The organism is Escherichia sp. KTE159 (assembly GCF_000408805.1).
Taxonomy (GTDB): domain Bacteria; phylum Pseudomonadota; class Gammaproteobacteria; order Enterobacterales; family Enterobacteriaceae; genus Escherichia; species Escherichia marmotae.
This window is the reverse complement of sequence record NZ_KE137294.1, coordinates 1-16,205: the sequence shown is the minus strand read 5'-3', so window position 1 is coordinate 16,205 and position 16,205 is coordinate 1. Positions and strand designations below refer to the sequence as shown.

The window sequence follows — 16,205 nt, the reverse complement described above, 5'->3', positions numbered from 1 at the left end:
AATTACTCGTCTTCCAGTTCGATGTTGATACCCAGCGAACGAATCTCTTTCAACAATACGTTGAAGGATTCTGGCATGCCCGGTTCCATCTGATGGTTGCCGTCCACGATGTTCTTATACATCTTGGTACGACCGTTCACGTCATCAGACTTAACGGTGAGCATTTCCTGCAGGGTGTATGCCGCGCCGTATGCTTCCAGCGCCCACACTTCCATCTCCCCGAAACGCTGACCACCGAACTGTGCCTTACCACCCAGCGGCTGCTGAGTAACCAGGCTGTAAGAACCGGTAGAACGCGCGTGCATCTTGTCGTCGACCAGGTGGTTCAGTTTCAGCATGTACATGTAACCTACGGTTACCGGGCGTTCGAACTGTTCACCAGTGCGGCCGTCGTACAGGGTGATCTGACCAGAAGTCGGCAGGTCGCCAAGTTTCAGAAGCTCTTTAATTTCCGCTTCTTTCGCACCGTCGAATACCGGCGTTGCGATCGGCATACCTTTGCGCAGGTTTTCAGCCAGGCGCATCACTTCTTCATCGCTGAAGGTACTCAGGTCAACTTTCTGACGAACGTCAGCGCCCAGATCGTAGGCACGCTGGATGAACTCGCGCAGTTTCGCGACTTCCTGCTGCTGTTTCAGCATGGCATTGATCTTGTCACCGATACCTTTAGCAGCCATACCCAGGTGGGTTTCCAGAATCTGACCGATGTTCATACGAGACGGTACGCCCAGCGGGTTCAGTACGATGTCTACCGGCGTACCGTTTTCATCGTAAGGCATATCTTCGATCGGGTTGATCTTAGAAATTACACCCTTGTTACCGTGACGACCTGCCATCTTGTCACCAGGCTGGATACGGCGTTTAACCGCCAGATATACCTTAACAATCTTCAGCACGCCCGGTGCCAGATCGTCACCCTGGGTGATTTTGCGGCGTTTCGCTTCGAGTTTCTTCTCGAACTCGTGTTTCAGTTCGTCATACTGCTCAGCCAGTTGTTCTAGCTGATTTTGTTTCTCTTCGTCGGTCAGGCCCAGTTCCAGCCAGCGATCGCGCGGCAGTTTGTCGAGCTTCTCAGCTTCAACACCACCGGCTACCAGCACAGCTCGGATACGGCTGAACAGACCCGCTTCGAGGATCTGCAGTTCTTCAGACAGGTCTTTCTTCGCCTGTTTGAGCTGCATTTCTTCGATTTCCAACGCACGTTTGTCTTTTTCTACGCCATCGCGAGTAAAGACCTGAACGTCGATAACCGTACCGGATACACCGTTTGGTACACGTAGAGAAGAGTCTTTAACGTCAGACGCTTTCTCACCGAAGATCGCACGCAACAGTTTCTCTTCTGGGGTCAGTTGGGTTTCACCTTTCGGCGTTACCTTACCAACCAGAATGTCGCCACCGGTCACTTCCGCACCAATGTAAACGATACCGGATTCATCCAGTTTGGAGAGCGCAGCTTCACCCACGTTCGGGATATCAGCGGTGATCTCTTCTGGCCCCAGCTTGGTGTCACGAGACACACACGCCAGCTCCTGGATGTGGATGGTGGTGAAACGGTCTTCCTGAACAACACGCTCGGATACGAGGATGGAGTCTTCGAAGTTGTAACCATTCCACGGCATGAACGCTACGCGCATGTTCTGACCGAGCGCCAGTTCACCGAGATCGGTGGACGGGCCGTCTGCCAACACGTCGCCACGTTCTACCGGCTCACCCAGAGAAACACATGGCATCTGGTTGATACAGGTGTTCTGGTTAGAACGGGTGTACTTGGTCAGGTTGTAGATATCGATACCTGCTTCGCCCGGATACATCTCGTCTTCGTTAACTTTGATAACGATACGGGAAGCATCCACGTACTGAACGACACCACCACGTTTAGCAACCGCAGTTACACCGGAGTCAACGGCAACAGCACGTTCCATACCAGTACCAACCAGCGGCTTATCAGCACGCAGAGTCGGAACGGCCTGACGTTGCATGTTCGCACCCATCAATGCACGGTTGGCGTCATCGTGCTCAAGGAACGGGATCAGGGACGCACCGACGGATACCACCTGCTGGGTGGATACGTCCATGTAGTCAACCTGGTCGCGGCTGAACAAGCTGGATTCGCCTTTGCTACGGCAGGTTACCAGATCTTCTACGAAGTGGCCTTCTTCATCCAGGTTGGAGTTCGCCTGGGCGATAACGTAGTTGCCTTCTTCGATAGCAGACAGGTAGTGAATTTCGTCAGTTACAACACCGTCGGTTACTTTACGATACGGAGTTTCAAGGAAGCCGTATTCGTTAGTCTGTGCGTACACGGACAGGGAGTTGATCAGACCGATGTTCGGACCTTCAGGGGTTTCGATTGGACATACGCGACCGTAGTGAGTCGGGTGTACGTCTCGAACCTCGAAGCCTGCGCGTTCACGGGTCAGACCGCCTGGGCCGAGTGCGGAGATACGACGTTTGTGCGTAATCTCAGACAGTGGGTTGTTCTGGTCCATAAACTGAGACAACTGACTGGAACCAAAGAACTCTTTCACTGCTGCAGAAATCGGCTTGGCATTGATCATGTCCTGAGGCATCAGGGTATCCAGATCGCCCAGAGACAGACGCTCTTTCACCGCACGCTCTACACGTACCAGGCCAACGCGGAACTGGTTTTCCGCCATTTCGCCAACAGAACGGATACGACGGTTGCCGAGGTGGTCGATATCATCGACTTCGCCTTTACCGTTACGGATATCAATGAGCTTTTTCATAACATCAATGATGTCGTCTTTGCTCAGGATACCAGAACCTTCAATTTCTTCACGCAGCAGAGAACGGTTGAACTTCATACGACCAACCGCAGACAGGTCATAGCGGTCTTCGGAGAAGAACAGGTTCTCAAACAGGCTTTCAGCGGCTTCACGAGTCGGCGGCTCACCAGGACGCATCATACGGTAGATTTCTACCAGTGCGCTCAGACGGTCATTAGTTGGGTCGACACGTAAGGTTTCAGAGATATACGGGCCGTGATCCAGATCGTTGGTGAACAGCGTTTCGATACGCTTGTGACCAGACTGGCTCAGCTTAGCCAGCAGATCCAGGCTCAGCTCCATGTTCGCTGCGCAGATCAGCTCGCCGGTAGACTCATCAATATAGTCTTTAGCAACTACTTTACCTGCGATGTACTCAACCGGGACTTCGATCAGTTTTACGTCGTCTTTTTCCAGTTGGCGAATGTGGCGCGCAGTAATACGGCGGCCTTTTTCTACGTACACTTTACCGTTAGCTTCGATGTCAAAAGATGCGGTTTCACCACGCAGGCGTTCCGGCACCAGTTCCATCTGCAGCTTGTTATCACGGATTTCGAAAATAACTTTTTCGAAGAACAGGTCGAGGATCTGTTCAGTGGTGTAGTTCAGGGCACGCAGAATGATGGTCGCAGGCAGTTTACGGCGACGGTCGATACGTACGAACAGGTTGTCCTTCGGATCGAATTCGAAGTCCAGCCAGGAACCACGGTAAGGAATAATACGCGCGTTATACAGTACTTTACCCGAAGAGTGGGTTTTACCTTTGTCGGAGTCGAAGAAGACGCCCGGACTACGGTGCAACTGGGAAACGATAACACGCTCAGTACCATTGATAACAAAAGTACCGTTGTCAGTCATGAGCGGAATTTCGCCCATGTAGACTTCTTGTTCTTTAATGTCTTTTACGGTGCCTTCCGGCGCTTCGCGCTCATAGATCACCAGACGCAGTTTAACGCGCAGCGGTGCGGAATAGGTCACGCCACGGATTTGACATTCCTGGACGTCAAACACCGGTTCGCCAAGGCGGTAGCTGACGTATTGCAGCTCGGAATTACCGCTGTAGCTCTGAATCGGGAACACGGAACGGAAAGCAGCTTCCAGACCATACTGCCCTTCAGGATCTTGCTCGATAAATTTCTGAAACGAGTCAAGCTGGATAGAAAGGAGATAAGGCACATCCAGAACTTGTGGACGTTTACCAAAATCCTTACGAATACGTTTTTTCTCGGTATAGGAGTAAACCATAGGGTTCCTCAGCTCGCTGACAAGTCGACCCATCTGTCCATTGAGCGGACAGTTTGTGCAACACTATTTTGTTGACCGGAAAATGGATACTTTCCGCAATGCCTGTTGCTATCACGCTTAAACCATTTCATTGCGATTTACACAGAGCGGACGCTCTGTCGCAGTATATTAAGTCGTCGATAGAAACAAGCATTGAAAGGCACAGCAGTAGTCAAACAGTGTGAAACGCTACTGGCGCCTTACAGCGCAAAAAGGCTGGTGACTAAAAAGTCACCAGCCATCAGCCTGATTCCTCAGGCTGCAACCGGAAGGGTTGGCTTATTTAACTTCAACTTCAGCGCCAGCTTCTTCCAGAGCTTTTTTCAGTGCTTCAGCGTCATCTTTGCTCACGCCTTCTTTCAGAGCAGCCGGAGCAGATTCTACCAGGTCTTTAGCTTCTTTCAGACCCAGGCCAGTTGCGCCACGTACTGCTTTGATAACAGCAACTTTGTTAGCGCCAGCAGCTTTCAGAATTACGTCGAATTCAGTTTTTTCTTCAGCAGCTTCAACCGGGCCAGCAGCTACAGCTACAGCAGCAGCAGCGGAAACACCGAATTTTTCTTCCATTGCAGAGATCAGTTCTACAACGTCCATTACAGACATAGCTGCAACTGCTTCAATGATTTGATCTTTAGTGATAGACATTTAAATTGTTCCTGAATATCAGAATAAGTTTATACGTAAGCGAATGCGTTAAACAGATAACTGCGATTAAGCAGCTTCTTTCGCATCGCGTACAGCAGCCAGAGTACGAACCAGTTTGCCAGCCGAAGCTTCTTTCATGGTTGCCATCAGGCGTGCAATTGCTTCTTCGTAGGTCGGCAGAGTTGCCAGGCGGTCGATCTGAGACGCCGGGATCAGCTCACCTTCAAAGGCAGCGGCTTTGACCTCAAATTTTGCATTCGCTTTCGCGAACTCTTTGAACAGACGAGCAGCAGCGCCCGGGTGTTCCATAGAGTATGCAATAAGGGTCGGACCAACAAACGCATCTTTCAGGCACTCGAACGGAGTACCTTCAACAGCACGACGCAGCAGGGTGTTACGAACAACACGCATGTATACGCCAGCTTCGCGACCTGCTTTACGCAGTTCAGTCATTTTATCTACAGTTACGCCACGGGAATCCGCAACTACTGCAGACAGCGCGCCTTTGGCTACTTCGCTGACTTCAGCAACAATCGCTTGTTTGTCTTGAAGATTTAAAGCCATTAGCTTTGCTCCTGGATGTTTGCCAGAGAAAATCTCTGGAACTCACTTCACTCCTCCAAACGGAGAGAGCGTCTTAATTACGGTGAGCAGAAACAAGCCAGAATATAAAAGAATAATCTTAGCGTTCTGTCACCGTCTACGCAGGGTATTAAGTCTCTTACGAAACACCTGCGGTCTTCGACGGAGGCCTGGATTAGGCCAGGCTCCAACGAACAAATCTTTTTAGCCGCTAACTTTCGTTAACGTACGTGGGGGTAAGATTGTAGACAAAATCACCGCCCACGTAAAGGCATTAGTTTGCAGAAGCGCTCAGGCCAGCCTGGTCAACTGCAACACCTGCACCCATGGTGGTGGAGATGCTAACTTTCTTGATGTACACGCCTTTCGCCTGAGTAGGTTTTGCTTTTTTCAGCGCAACCAGCAGAGCTTCCAGGTTTTCTTTCAGTTTGTCAGCGTCAAAGTCCACTTTACCGATGGTGGTGTGGATGATGCCGTTTTTGTCGTTACGGTAACGGATCTGGCCAGCTTTAGCGTTTTTAACCGCTTCAGCTACGTTCGGCGTTACAGTACCCACTTTCGGGTTTGGCATCAGGCCGCGCGGACCCAGAACCTGGCCCAGTTGGCCAACAACGCGCATTGCATCCGGAGAAGCAATAACAACGTCAAAGTTCATTTCGCCTTTCTTGATCTGATCAGCCAGATCTTCCATACCTACCAGCTCAGCGCCTGCAGCTTTAGCAGCTTCAGCATTTGCGCCCTGGGTAAATACGGCTACGCGAACGGAACGGCCAGTACCGTGCGGCAGTACAGTTGCGCCACGTACGTTCTGGTCAGATTTACGAGCGTCGATGCCGAGGTTAACAGCAACGTCCACGCTTTCTACGAATTTAGCAGTCGCCAGCTCTTTCAGCAGAGCGATAGCTTCGTTGATGTCGTACTGTTTGGTCGCATCAACTTTCTCGCGGATAACACGCATGCGCTTGGTCAGTTTAGCCATTTCTTAGTCCTCCACTACCAGGCCCATGGAACGTGCAGTACCTTCGATGGAGCGAGTCATCGCTTCAATGTCGGCACCGGTCATGTCGGCAGCTTTGGTCTGCGCGATTTCCTGCAACTGAGCGCGGGAAATTTTACCCACTTTGTCTTTGTTCGGCTTACCGGAACCAGACTTGATACCAGCCGCTTTTTTCAGCAGAACTGCTGCCGGCGGAGTCTTGGTAACGAAAGTGAAAGAACGGTCAGCGTAAACGGTGATAACTACCGGAATCGGCAGACCTTTTTCGATGGAATCAGTTTTTGCGTTGAACGCTTTGCAGAATTCCATGATGTTTACGCCCTGCTGACCCAGAGCCGGACCTACTGGCGGACTCGGGTTAGCCATACCAGCCGCAACCTGCAGCTTGACATAGGCTTGTACTTTCTTAGCCATTATAAATTCCTCAAGTTGGGTAATAGCGCCTCAGAGAGGCTCCCCGTGATATAAAAAATCGTTTTACGGGCAAGGCCCATAAAAACAAAAGGCGCGAAATTGTATTCCAATCTCGCGCCTTGTGCAACGATTTAATCGCCGCTTTTTTGATCGCTGTGTTAGGCTTTTTCAACCTGGCTGAAGTCCAGTTCTACCGGGGTCGCACGACCAAAGATAGAAACAGAGACTTTCAGACGAGACTTCTCGTAATCAACCTCTTCAACGACACCGTTGAAGTCAGCGAACGGACCATCATTAACACGAACCATTTCACCTGGTTCAAACAGCGTTTTCGGACGCGGCTTATCACCAACCTGCTGCAGGCGGTTCATAATCGCATCGACTTCTTTATCGCTGATTGGCGCCGGACGATCGGAAGTACCGCCGATGAAGCCCATCACACGCGGTACGCTGCGCACCAGGTGCCAGCTCGCATCGTTCATCACCATCTGAACGAGGACGTAGCCAGGGAAGAATTTGCGTTCGCTTTTGCGACGCTGACCGCCACGGATCTCAACGACTTCTTCAGTCGGGACCATGACTTCGCCAAACAACTCTTCCATGTTGTGTAATTTGATATGCTCACGCAGCGATGTTGCTACGCGGCCTTCAAAACCGGAAAACGCCTGAACGACGTACCAGCGCTTTTTAGGAGCTTCAGACATCTCAGAACCTCAGGCCAGTGATAAAGGATACCAGGCGAACCAGAATACCATCCAGTCCCCACAGGATCAGTGACATTACTGCGGTAACCGCAGCCACAATCAGCGTGGTGTGCAATGTTTCCTGGCGAGTCGGCCAAATGACCTTACGGACTTCGGTACGCGCTTCACGGGCAAAAGCAACGGTTGCTTTACCTTTTGTCGTTAACAGCGCGACACCACCCGCTGCAGCAATCAGAATTACTACGGCCAGCGCACGCAGCGGCAGCATAATGTCGCGATAAAGGTAATTGCCGACAATTGCCACCAGGAGCAATGCCACCACAACGACCCACTTCATCGCTTCCAGGCCGCGCCCGCTTCCTTGAGCTTCGGTATTCGCACTCATAAACCAACCTGTCAGAAGTATTCTACAAACATTTTCACCCCGCGATCGCGAGGCAAACCAAATCGAAACGCGTATTCGCTTTTCGGATTATACGCCCTCAACAGAGCCTGTCTCAGCAATGATTATGACAAAGAAAATCACTGATGAGCCAGGTTCTGGTACGAAAGCGTGCAAAAAGGGCATCAAATGATGCCCTTTTATTGCGCATTGCGTCAAATGTTATCGGCAATTAGCTCAGAACTTTAGCTACAACGCCCGCGCCAACGGTACGGCCGCCTTCACGGATTGCGAAACGCAGACCGTCGTCCATCGCGATCGGGTGGATCAGGGTAACAACCATTTTGATGTTGTCGCCCGGCATTACCATCTCTACGCCTTCCGGCAGTTCGATAGTACCAGTCACGTCAGTAGTACGGAAGTAGAACTGCGGACGGTAGCCTTTGAAGAACGGAGTATGACGGCCGCCTTCATCTTTGGACAGAATGTACACTTCAGATTCGAACTTGGTGTGCGGCTTGATGGTGCCCGGCTTAGCCAGTACCTGACCACGTTCGATTTCTTCACGTTTGATACCACGCAGCAGAACACCTACGTTCTCACCAGCACGGCCTTCGTCCAGCAGTTTGCGGAACATTTCAACGCCAGTACAGGTAGACTTCTGAGTCTCTTTGATACCAACGATTTCAACTTCTTCGCCAACTTTGATGATACCGCGTTCCACACGACCGGTAACAACAGTACCACGACCGGAGATGGAGAATACGTCTTCGATCGGCAGCAGGAACGGCTTGTCAATCGCACGCTCTGGTTCCGGAATGTAAGAATCCAGGAAGCCAGCCAGTTCCAGGATTTTCGCTTCCCACTCTGCATCGCCTTCCAGCGCTTTCAGTGCAGAACCACGAACGATCGGAGTGTCGTCGCCCGGGAAGTCGTACTGAGACAGAAGTTCACGAACTTCCATTTCAACCAGTTCCAGCAGCTCTTCGTCATCAACCATGTCGCATTTGTTCAGGAACACGATGATGTACGGAACGCCTACCTGACGACCCAGCAGGATGTGCTCACGGGTCTGCGGCATCGGGCCGTCAGTCGCAGCAACAACCAGGATCGCGCCGTCCATCTGAGCAGCACCAGTGATCATGTTTTTAACATAGTCGGCGTGCCCCGGGCAGTCTACGTGTGCGTAGTGACGGGTCGGGGTGTCGTATTCAACGTGAGAAGTGTTGATGGTGATACCACGAGCTTTTTCTTCCGGCGCGTTATCGATCTGATCGAATGCGCGAGCAGCACCGCCGTAGGTTTTAGCCAGTACGGTAGTGATTGCAGCGGTCAGCGTTGTTTTACCATGGTCAACGTGGCCGATAGTACCGACGTTAACGTGCGGTTTTGTACGTTCAAACTTTTCTTTAGACATCGATTGTCCCTCTAAGACACGGATAAATCGGTGATATCACCACATCAACCAGGCAACATGCCCGACTTGTTGAATGCAATAAACAGAAGGAAAAAACAGGGAGGAGAAAAGAAGTGGTGCTGATAGGCAGATTCGAACTGCCGACCTCACCCTTACCAAGGGTGCGCTCTACCAACTGAGCTATATCAGCACATCTTGGAGCGGGCAGCGGGAATCGAACCCGCATCATCAGCTTGGAAGGCTGAGGTAATAGCCATTATACGATGCCCGCATCCTGGAACTCGGCTACCTGATTTTCATTCTGCACTGAATATCGAGAGAAGCTCTCTTTATTCGAGCCGGTAAGCGAACTTATCGTCTCGGGCTACGCATCGCGTGGCCGAAATTGGTGGTGGGGGAAGGATTCGAACCTTCGAAGTCTGTGACGGCAGATTTACAGTCTGCTCCCTTTGGCCGCTCGGGAACCCCACCGGACTTGATGGTGCCGACTACCGGAATCGAACTGGTGACCTACTGATTACAAGTCAGTTGCTCTACCTACTGAGCTAAGTCGGCATCAAGTAGCGCGCATTCTATGGAGACATGCGCGCTCATGCAACTAAAAAATTGCATAATTTGTTTTATTGGTCACATTTTGCACAACGCGATGAAGAAACAGTCAAACAGGGGACAGATTAGCATACTTTTTCAGCATCATTCTGTTTAACAATGCACTCAAGATAAAACACAATTCTTTTTAGTAGATGGAATATCTGTCACATTGCTTTTCAACGATAGCTTGTCGAAAGAGATTTTTTCTTATTATTCCTCCCAATCTGGTGTTACCCTCCTGCCCATTAACCCATTCAACAGAACTGTGACGCGCCATGGCAAATATCGCTTTGCCGATAGAGCTATGATCGCCAGAAACATGCTTATGAGTATAAAAGAGCAAACGTTAATGACGCCTTACCTACAGTTTGACCGCAACCAGTGGGCAGCTCTGCGTGATTCCGTACCTATGACGTTATCGGAGGATGAGATCGCCCGTCTCAAAGGTATAAATGAGGATCTCTCGTTAGAAGAAGTTGCCGAGATCTATTTGCCTTTATCGCGTTTGCTGAACTTCTATATAAGCTCAAACTTGCGCCGTCAGGCAGTTCTGGAACAATTTCTTGGTACTAACGGACAACGCATTCCTTACATTATCAGCATCGCGGGTAGCGTTGCGGTGGGGAAAAGTACGACCGCCCGTGTATTACAGGCTCTATTAAGCCGTTGGCCGGAACACCGTCGTGTTGAACTGATCACCACCGATGGTTTTCTTCATCCCAACAAAGTGCTTAAAGAACGTGGTCTGATGAAGAAGAAAGGCTTCCCGGAGTCGTACGATATGCATCGTCTGGTGAAGTTTGTTTCCGATCTAAAATCGGGAGTGCCAAACGTTACAGCACCGGTTTACTCGCATCTTATTTATGATGTGATCCCGGATGGCGATAAAACTGTCGTGCAGCCTGATATTTTAATTCTTGAAGGATTAAATGTCTTACAGAGCGGTATGGATTACCCACACGATCCGCATCATGTTTTTGTTTCTGATTTTGTCGATTTTTCGATATATGTTGATGCTCCTGAAGACTTACTGCAGACATGGTATATCAACCGCTTCCTGAAATTCCGTGAAGGCGCTTTTACAGATCCGGATTCCTATTTCCATAACTACGCTAAATTAACAAAAGAAGAAGCGATCAATACTGCCTTGACGCTTTGGAAGGAAATCAACTGGCTGAACTTAAAGCAAAATATTCTTCCTACTCGCGAACGTGCCAGCCTGATCCTGACCAAAAGTGCTAATCATGCGGTAGAAGAAGTCAGACTACGCAAATAATTTAAAGGGGGAGCTATTGCTCCCTTTTTTATTTATCTGCGCTTCGTAGCGATATTTCACCGCCCATCCAGGGTTTAATTATCCCATCCTGTTCAAGCAATAATGCGCCTTGGTTATCTATCCCGCGCGAAATCCCAAATATTTCTTTATCACCAATGATAAGTTTCACTGGGCGATTAATAAAATTATCCAGTTTTTCCCAACGAGCCAAATAAGGAGTAAGTCCTTCTTGCTCGAAGAGTTCCAGCGCCGCCCGTAATTCACGTATAAGCGTGGCTGCCAGAGTATTACGATCCAGATTGATCCCCGCTTCTTGCAAGGTGATCCATCCCTGATTAACGACACTCTCTTCGACTCGACGCATGGCCATGTTGATCCCGGCACCGATGACAATTTGTGCCGCATCGCCGGTTTTGCCCGTCAGTTCAACGAGAATACCCGCCAGCTTGCGATCCTGCAGATAGAGGTCGTTTGGCCATTTAACACGAACTTTATCAGCTCCCAGCGTGCGTAGTACTTCCGCCATCACGATACCGATAACCAGGCTTAAACCAATCGCCGCAGCAGGGCCTTGCTCCAGACGCCAGAACATTGATAAATATAAGTTTGCGCCAAAAGGAGAAAACCATTTCCGCCCACGGCGACCACGACCCGCTTGCTGATATTCTGCGACACAGGCATCGCCCGATTTAAGCTCTCCTATACGGTCAAGGAGGTACTGGTTCGTAGAATCAATCACCGGTAACACAGCAACATTACCACCATCCAGGTGACTCAATATCTGTTCGGCATTAAGTAACTGGATTGGTTCAGGCAGGCTGTATCCTTTGCCCGGAACGGTAAATACATCAACACCCCAGTCACGCAGTGTCTGAATGTGTTTATTAATAGCCGCCCGACTCATTCCCAACGTTTCACCCAGTTGCTCGCCGGAGTGAAATTCGCCGTTCGCTAACAGGGCGATCAATTTCAGTGGAACAGTATTATCCTTCATGAAATTGTCTCCACTGCGCTCACTTCACCTGATGCACCAATAAAGCGGACTTCGGGTTCAAGCCAGACGTTAAATCTTTCACCGACTTTCTGCCTTACGTGATGTGCCAGTTGTACGACGTCTTCACTTTTCGCATTGCCTTCATTAATAAGAACTAGCGCCTGTTGACGATGTACCGCAGCCCCGCCAATCTGTGCCCCTTTTAGCTGACACTGATCGATGAGCCAGCCAGCAGCCAGTTTTACTGAACCATCCGCCTGGAGGTAATTAGGTGCCGTTGGAAATTGTGCCAGTAACGCTTTAGCCATTTCGACTGAAACAACAGGATTTTTGAAGAAACTACCGGCATTACCGTTCACTTTTGGATCGGGAAGTTTTGTAGTTCTCATATGACACACCGCATCAAATACTTGCTGTGGTGTCACCGTTGAAGGCTCCAGACGAGTTAAGTCACCATAGGTCAGTACAGGTTGCCACTCTTTTGGCAGGCGCAGACCTACGGCTACAATGGCGAAGCGATCCTGATATTCATGCTTAAAAATACTGTCACGATAACCAAAACGACACTCTTTAGCTGTTAAGCGCACTTGCTTGCCTGTCGTCAGTTCAACGCAGTCAACATAATCGCAAACTCGCTGTAATTCTACGCCATAAGCACCAATATTCTGGATAGGCGATGAGCCGACACAGCCCGGAATTAATGCCAGATTTTCCAGACCGGGCATACCTTGCTGCAAAGTGTATTTCACCAGATGATGCCAGTTTTCTCCCGCCCCAACATGTAAATACCAAGCATCAGGCGTATCGTTAATTTCAATACCTTTGATCCGGTTGATAATCACCGTTCCGCAGTAATCTTCCAGGAAAAGTACGTTACTTCCTTCACCCAGAATAAGAACTGGCTGTCCTTCTGCGGTTGCATGCTGCCAGGCATTGAGTAGTTGTTTTTCGTCTTCCACGCATACAATGTGCTTCGCATTGCGATCAATGCCGAAGGTGTTCCAGGGTTTTAAGGAGTGGTTCATAGCTGCTTTCCTGATGCAAAAACGTGGCTAGTTTACCGTATCTGCGGGGGGATGGCTTGTAGATATAACGACAGGAAGAGTTTTCACCAGCGCAAAAAGGCCATCCTTACGGATGGCCTTTCGCTTTATTTGATGCCTGGCAGTTCCCTACTCTCGCATGGGGAGACCCCACACTACCATCGGCGCTACGGCGTTTCACTTCTGAGTTCGGCATGGGGTCAGGTGGGACCACCGCGCTATCTCCGCCAGGCAAATTCTGTTTATTAACCCGCTTATCGCCGGCTAATCTAATCTGTATCAGGCTGAAAATCTTCTCTCATCCGCCAAAACATCTTCGGCGTTGTAAGGTTAAGCCTCACGGTTCATTAGTACCGGTTAGCTCAACGCATCGCTGCGCTTACACACCCGGCCTATCAACGTCGTCGTCTTCAACGTTCCTTCAGGAGACTTAAAGTCTCAGGGAGAACTCATCTCGGGGCAAGTTTCGTGCTTAGATGCTTTCAGCACTTATCTCTTCCGCATTTAGCTACCGGGCAGTGCCATTGGCATGACAACCCGAACACCAGTGATGCGTCCACTCCGGTCCTCTCGTACTAGGAGCAGCCCCCCTCAGTTCTCCAGCGCCCACGGCAGATAGGGACCGAACTGTCTCACGACGTTCTAAACCCAGCTCGCGTACCACTTTAAATGGCGAACAGCCATACCCTTGGGACCTACTTCAGCCCCAGGATGTGATGAGCCGACATCGAGGTGCCAAACACCGCCGTCGATATGAACTCTTGGGCGGTATCAGCCTGTTATCCCCGGAGTACCTTTTATCCGTTGAGCGATGGCCCTTCCATTCAGAACCACCGGATCACTATGACCTGCTTTCGCACCTGCTCGCGCCGTCACGCTCGCAGTCAAGCTGGCTTATGCCATTGCACTAACCTCCTGATGTCCGACCAGGATTAGCCAACCTTCGTGCTCCTCCGTTACTCTTTAGGAGGAGACCGCCCCAGTCAAACTACCCACCAGACACTGTCCGCAACCCGGATCACGGGTCCACGTTAGAACATCAAACATTAAAGGGTGGTATTTCAAGGTCGGCTCCATGCAGACTGGCGTCCACACTTCAAAGCCTCCCACCTATCCTACACATCAAGGCTCAATGTTCAGTGTCAAGCTATAGTAAAGGTTCACGGGGTCTTTCCGTCTTGCCGCGGGTACACTGCATCTTCACAGCGAGTTCAATTTCACTGAGTCTCGGGTGGAGACAGCCTGGCCATCATTACGCCATTCGTGCAGGTCGGAACTTACCCGACAAGGAATTTCGCTACCTTAGGACCGTTATAGTTACGGCCGCCGTTTACCGGGGCTTCGATCAAGAGCTTCGCCTTGCGGCTGACCCCATCAATTAACCTTCCGGCACCGGGCAGGCGTCACACCGTATACGTCCACTTTCGTGTTTGCACAGTGCTGTGTTTTTAATAAACAGTTGCAGCCAGCTGGTATCTTCGACTGATTTCAGCTCCACGAGCAAGTCGCTTCACCTACCATCAGCGTGCCTTCTCCCGAAGTTACGGCACCATTTTGCCTAGTTCCTTCACCCGAGTTCTCTCAAGCGCCTTGGTATTCTCTACCTGACCACCTGTGTCGGTTTGGGGTACGATTTGATGTTACCTGATGCTTAGAGGCTTTTCCTGGAAGCAGGGCATTTGTTGCTTCAGCACCGTAGTGCCTCGTCATCACGCCTCAGCCTTGATTCTCCGGATTTGCCTGGAAAATCAGCCTACACGCTTAAACCGGGACAACCGTCGCCCGGCCAACATAGCCTTCTCCGTCCCCCCTTCGCAGTAACACCAAGTACAGGAATATTAACCTGTTTCCCATCGACTACGCCTTTCGGCCTCGCCTTAGGGGTCGACTCACCCTGCCCCGATTAACGTTGGACAGGAACCCTTGGTCTTCCGGCGAGCGGGCTTTTCACCCGCTTTATCGTTACTTATGTCAGCATTCGCACTTCTGATACCTCCAGCATGCCTCACAGCACACCTTCAACGGCTTACAGAACGCTCCCCTACCCAACAACACATAGTGTCGCTGCCGCAGCTTCGGTGCATGGTTTAGCCCCGTTACATCTTCCGCGCAGGCCGACTCGACCAGTGAGCTATTACGCTTTCTTTAAATGATGGCTGCTTCTAAGCCAACATCCTGGCTGTCTGGGCCTTCCCACATCGTTTCCCACTTAACCATGACTTTGGGACCTTAGCTGGCGGTCTGGGTTGTTTCCCTCTTCACGACGGACGTTAGCACCCGCCGTGTGTCTCCCGTGATAACATTCTCCGGTATTCGCAGTTTGCATCGGGTTGGTAAGTCGGGATGACCCCCTTGCCGAAACAGTGCTCTACCCCCGGAGATGAATTCACGAGGCGCTACCTAAATAGCTTTCGGGGAGAACCAGCTATCTCCCGGTTTGATTGGCCTTTCACCCCCAGCCACAAGTCATCCGCTAATTTTTCAACATTAGTCGGTTCGGTCCTCCAGTTAGTGTTACCCAACCTTCAACCTGCCCATGGCTAGATCACCGGGTTTCGGGTCTATACCCTGCAACTTAACGCCCAGTTAAGACTCGGTTTCCCTTCGGCTCCCCTATTCGGTTAACCTTGCTACAGAATATAAGTCGCTGACCCATTATACAAAAGGTACGCAGTCACCCCATAAAGAGGCTCCCACTGCTTGTACGTACACGGTTTCAGGTTCTTTTTCACTCCCCTCGCCGGGGTTCTTTTCGCCTTTCCCTCACGGTACTGGTTCACTATCGGTCAGTCAGGAGTATTTAGCCTTGGAGGATGGTCCCCCCATATTCAGACAGGATACCACGTGTCCCGCCCTACTCATCGAGCTCACAGCATGTGCATTTTTGTGTACGGGGCTGTCACCCTGTATCGCACGCCTTTCCAGACGCTTCCACTAACACACACACTGATTCAGGCTCTGGGCTCCTCCCCGTTCGCTCGCCGCTACTGGGGGAATCTCGGTTGATTTCTTTTCCTCGGGGTACTTAGATGTTTCAGTTCCCCCGGTTCGCCTCATTAACCTATGGATTCAGTTAATGATAGTGTGACG

The 16,205-nt window shown here is 50.5% G+C and carries 11 protein-coding genes, 4 tRNA genes and 2 rRNA genes; 1 reads left to right on the top strand and 16 read right to left on the bottom strand.

Features of this window, described 5'->3' with window-relative positions; translation table 11 throughout:
- Positions 1–2: 2 nt before the first annotated feature.
- From rpoB to A31E_RS03175, 12 genes are all read right to left on the bottom strand, one after another.
- Entirely contained in the window at positions 3–4,031 is a 4,029-nt protein-coding gene (gene rpoB, locus A31E_RS03120) for a DNA-directed RNA polymerase subunit beta (protein ID WP_001314338.1), read from the bottom strand.
- Between the two features lie 318 nt (positions 4,032–4,349).
- Positions 4,350–4,715 carry a 50S ribosomal protein L7/L12 gene (gene rplL / locus A31E_RS03125; RefSeq protein WP_000028878.1) on the bottom strand — a complete coding sequence of 122 codons (366 nt, stop codon included), beginning with the start codon at positions 4,713–4,715 and terminating at the stop codon, positions 4,350–4,352.
- Positions 4,716–4,781: 66 nt separating this feature from the next.
- Positions 4,782–5,279: a 50S ribosomal protein L10 gene (gene rplJ, locus A31E_RS03130; RefSeq protein WP_001207201.1), complete on the bottom strand. Its 498-nt coding sequence runs from the start codon at positions 5,277–5,279 to the stop codon at positions 4,782–4,784.
- A 292-nt stretch (positions 5,280–5,571) separates the two neighbouring features.
- Positions 5,572–6,276, bottom strand: a complete 705-nt coding sequence (rplA, locus tag A31E_RS03135) for a 50S ribosomal protein L1 (protein WP_001096679.1) — start codon at positions 6,274–6,276, stop codon at positions 5,572–5,574.
- Positions 6,277–6,279: 3 nt separating this feature from the next.
- Entirely contained in the window at positions 6,280–6,708 is a 429-nt protein-coding gene (gene rplK / locus A31E_RS03140) for a 50S ribosomal protein L11 (RefSeq protein WP_001085926.1), read from the bottom strand.
- A 158-nt stretch (positions 6,709–6,866) separates the two neighbouring features.
- Positions 6,867–7,412 (bottom strand): transcription termination/antitermination protein NusG, encoded by a 546-nt coding sequence (gene nusG / locus A31E_RS03145; protein WP_001287521.1) that lies wholly within the window; start codon positions 7,410–7,412, stop codon positions 6,867–6,869.
- 1 nt (position 7,413) lies between these two features.
- Positions 7,414–7,797: a preprotein translocase subunit SecE gene (secE, locus tag A31E_RS03150; protein ID WP_001275702.1), complete on the bottom strand. Its 384-nt coding sequence runs from the start codon at positions 7,795–7,797 to the stop codon at positions 7,414–7,416.
- Positions 7,798–8,026: 229 nt separating this feature from the next.
- Positions 8,027–9,211, bottom strand: coding sequence for an elongation factor Tu (gene tuf, locus A31E_RS03155; protein ID WP_000031784.1), 1,185 nt, complete (start codon positions 9,209–9,211; stop codon positions 8,027–8,029).
- A 114-nt stretch (positions 9,212–9,325) separates the two neighbouring features.
- A tRNA-Thr gene (locus tag A31E_RS03160) sits at positions 9,326–9,401 on the bottom strand.
- A gap of 6 nt (positions 9,402–9,407) precedes the next feature.
- A tRNA-Gly gene (locus A31E_RS03165) sits at positions 9,408–9,482 on the bottom strand.
- Positions 9,483–9,597: 115 nt separating this feature from the next.
- Positions 9,598–9,682, bottom strand: a tRNA-Tyr gene (locus A31E_RS03170).
- An 8-nt stretch (positions 9,683–9,690) separates the two neighbouring features.
- Positions 9,691–9,766 (bottom strand) — tRNA-Thr (locus A31E_RS03175).
- 361 nt (positions 9,767–10,127) lie between these two features.
- Between A31E_RS03175 and coaA the strand changes: the two genes are divergently transcribed.
- Positions 10,128–11,078 (top strand): type I pantothenate kinase, encoded by a 951-nt coding sequence (coaA, locus tag A31E_RS03180; RefSeq protein ID WP_000023077.1) that lies wholly within the window; start codon positions 10,128–10,130, stop codon positions 11,076–11,078.
- A 28-nt stretch (positions 11,079–11,106) separates the two neighbouring features.
- Here the strand turns inward: coaA and birA are convergent, their stop codons facing one another.
- From birA to A31E_RS03200, 4 genes are all read right to left on the bottom strand, one after another.
- Positions 11,107–12,072: a bifunctional biotin--[acetyl-CoA-carboxylase] ligase/biotin operon repressor BirA gene (gene birA, locus A31E_RS03185; protein ID WP_000654622.1), complete on the bottom strand. Its 966-nt coding sequence runs from the start codon at positions 12,070–12,072 to the stop codon at positions 11,107–11,109.
- Positions 12,069–13,097: a UDP-N-acetylmuramate dehydrogenase gene (gene murB, locus A31E_RS03190; RefSeq protein ID WP_001016702.1), complete on the bottom strand. Its 1,029-nt coding sequence runs from the start codon at positions 13,095–13,097 to the stop codon at positions 12,069–12,071. Before murB ends, birA begins: the two co-directional genes overlap by 4 nt.
- Before the next feature lie 134 nt (positions 13,098–13,231).
- Positions 13,232–13,347: ribosomal RNA gene (rrf, locus tag A31E_RS03195) — 5S ribosomal RNA — on the bottom strand.
- Between the two features lie 94 nt (positions 13,348–13,441).
- Positions 13,442–16,205 (bottom strand): 23S ribosomal RNA (locus tag A31E_RS03200); the annotation flags it as partial.

Coding starts and splice junctions, on each gene's coding strand:
- rpoB (WP_001314338.1), bottom strand. CDS start 4,031: ATGGTTTACTCCTATACCGAGAAAAAACGTATTCGTAAGGATTTTGGT.
- rplL (WP_000028878.1), bottom strand. CDS start 4,715: ATGTCTATCACTAAAGATCAAATCATTGAAGCAGTTGCAGCTATGTCT.
- rplJ (WP_001207201.1), bottom strand. CDS start 5,279: ATGGCTTTAAATCTTCAAGACAAACAAGCGATTGTTGCTGAAGTCAGC.
- rplA (WP_001096679.1), bottom strand. CDS start 6,276: ATGGCTAAACTGACCAAGCGCATGCGTGTTATCCGCGAGAAAGTTGAT.
- rplK (WP_001085926.1), bottom strand. CDS start 6,708: ATGGCTAAGAAAGTACAAGCCTATGTCAAGCTGCAGGTTGCGGCTGGT.
- nusG (WP_001287521.1), bottom strand. CDS start 7,412: ATGTCTGAAGCTCCTAAAAAGCGCTGGTACGTCGTTCAGGCGTTTTCC.
- secE (WP_001275702.1), bottom strand. CDS start 7,797: ATGAGTGCGAATACCGAAGCTCAAGGAAGCGGGCGCGGCCTGGAAGCG.
- tuf (WP_000031784.1), bottom strand. CDS start 9,211: ATGTCTAAAGAAAAGTTTGAACGTACAAAACCGCACGTTAACGTCGGT.
- coaA (WP_000023077.1), top strand. CDS start 10,128: ATGAGTATAAAAGAGCAAACGTTAATGACGCCTTACCTACAGTTTGAC.
- birA (WP_000654622.1), bottom strand. CDS start 12,072: ATGAAGGATAATACTGTTCCACTGAAATTGATCGCCCTGTTAGCGAAC.
- murB (WP_001016702.1), bottom strand. CDS start 13,097: ATGAACCACTCCTTAAAACCCTGGAACACCTTCGGCATTGATCGCAAT.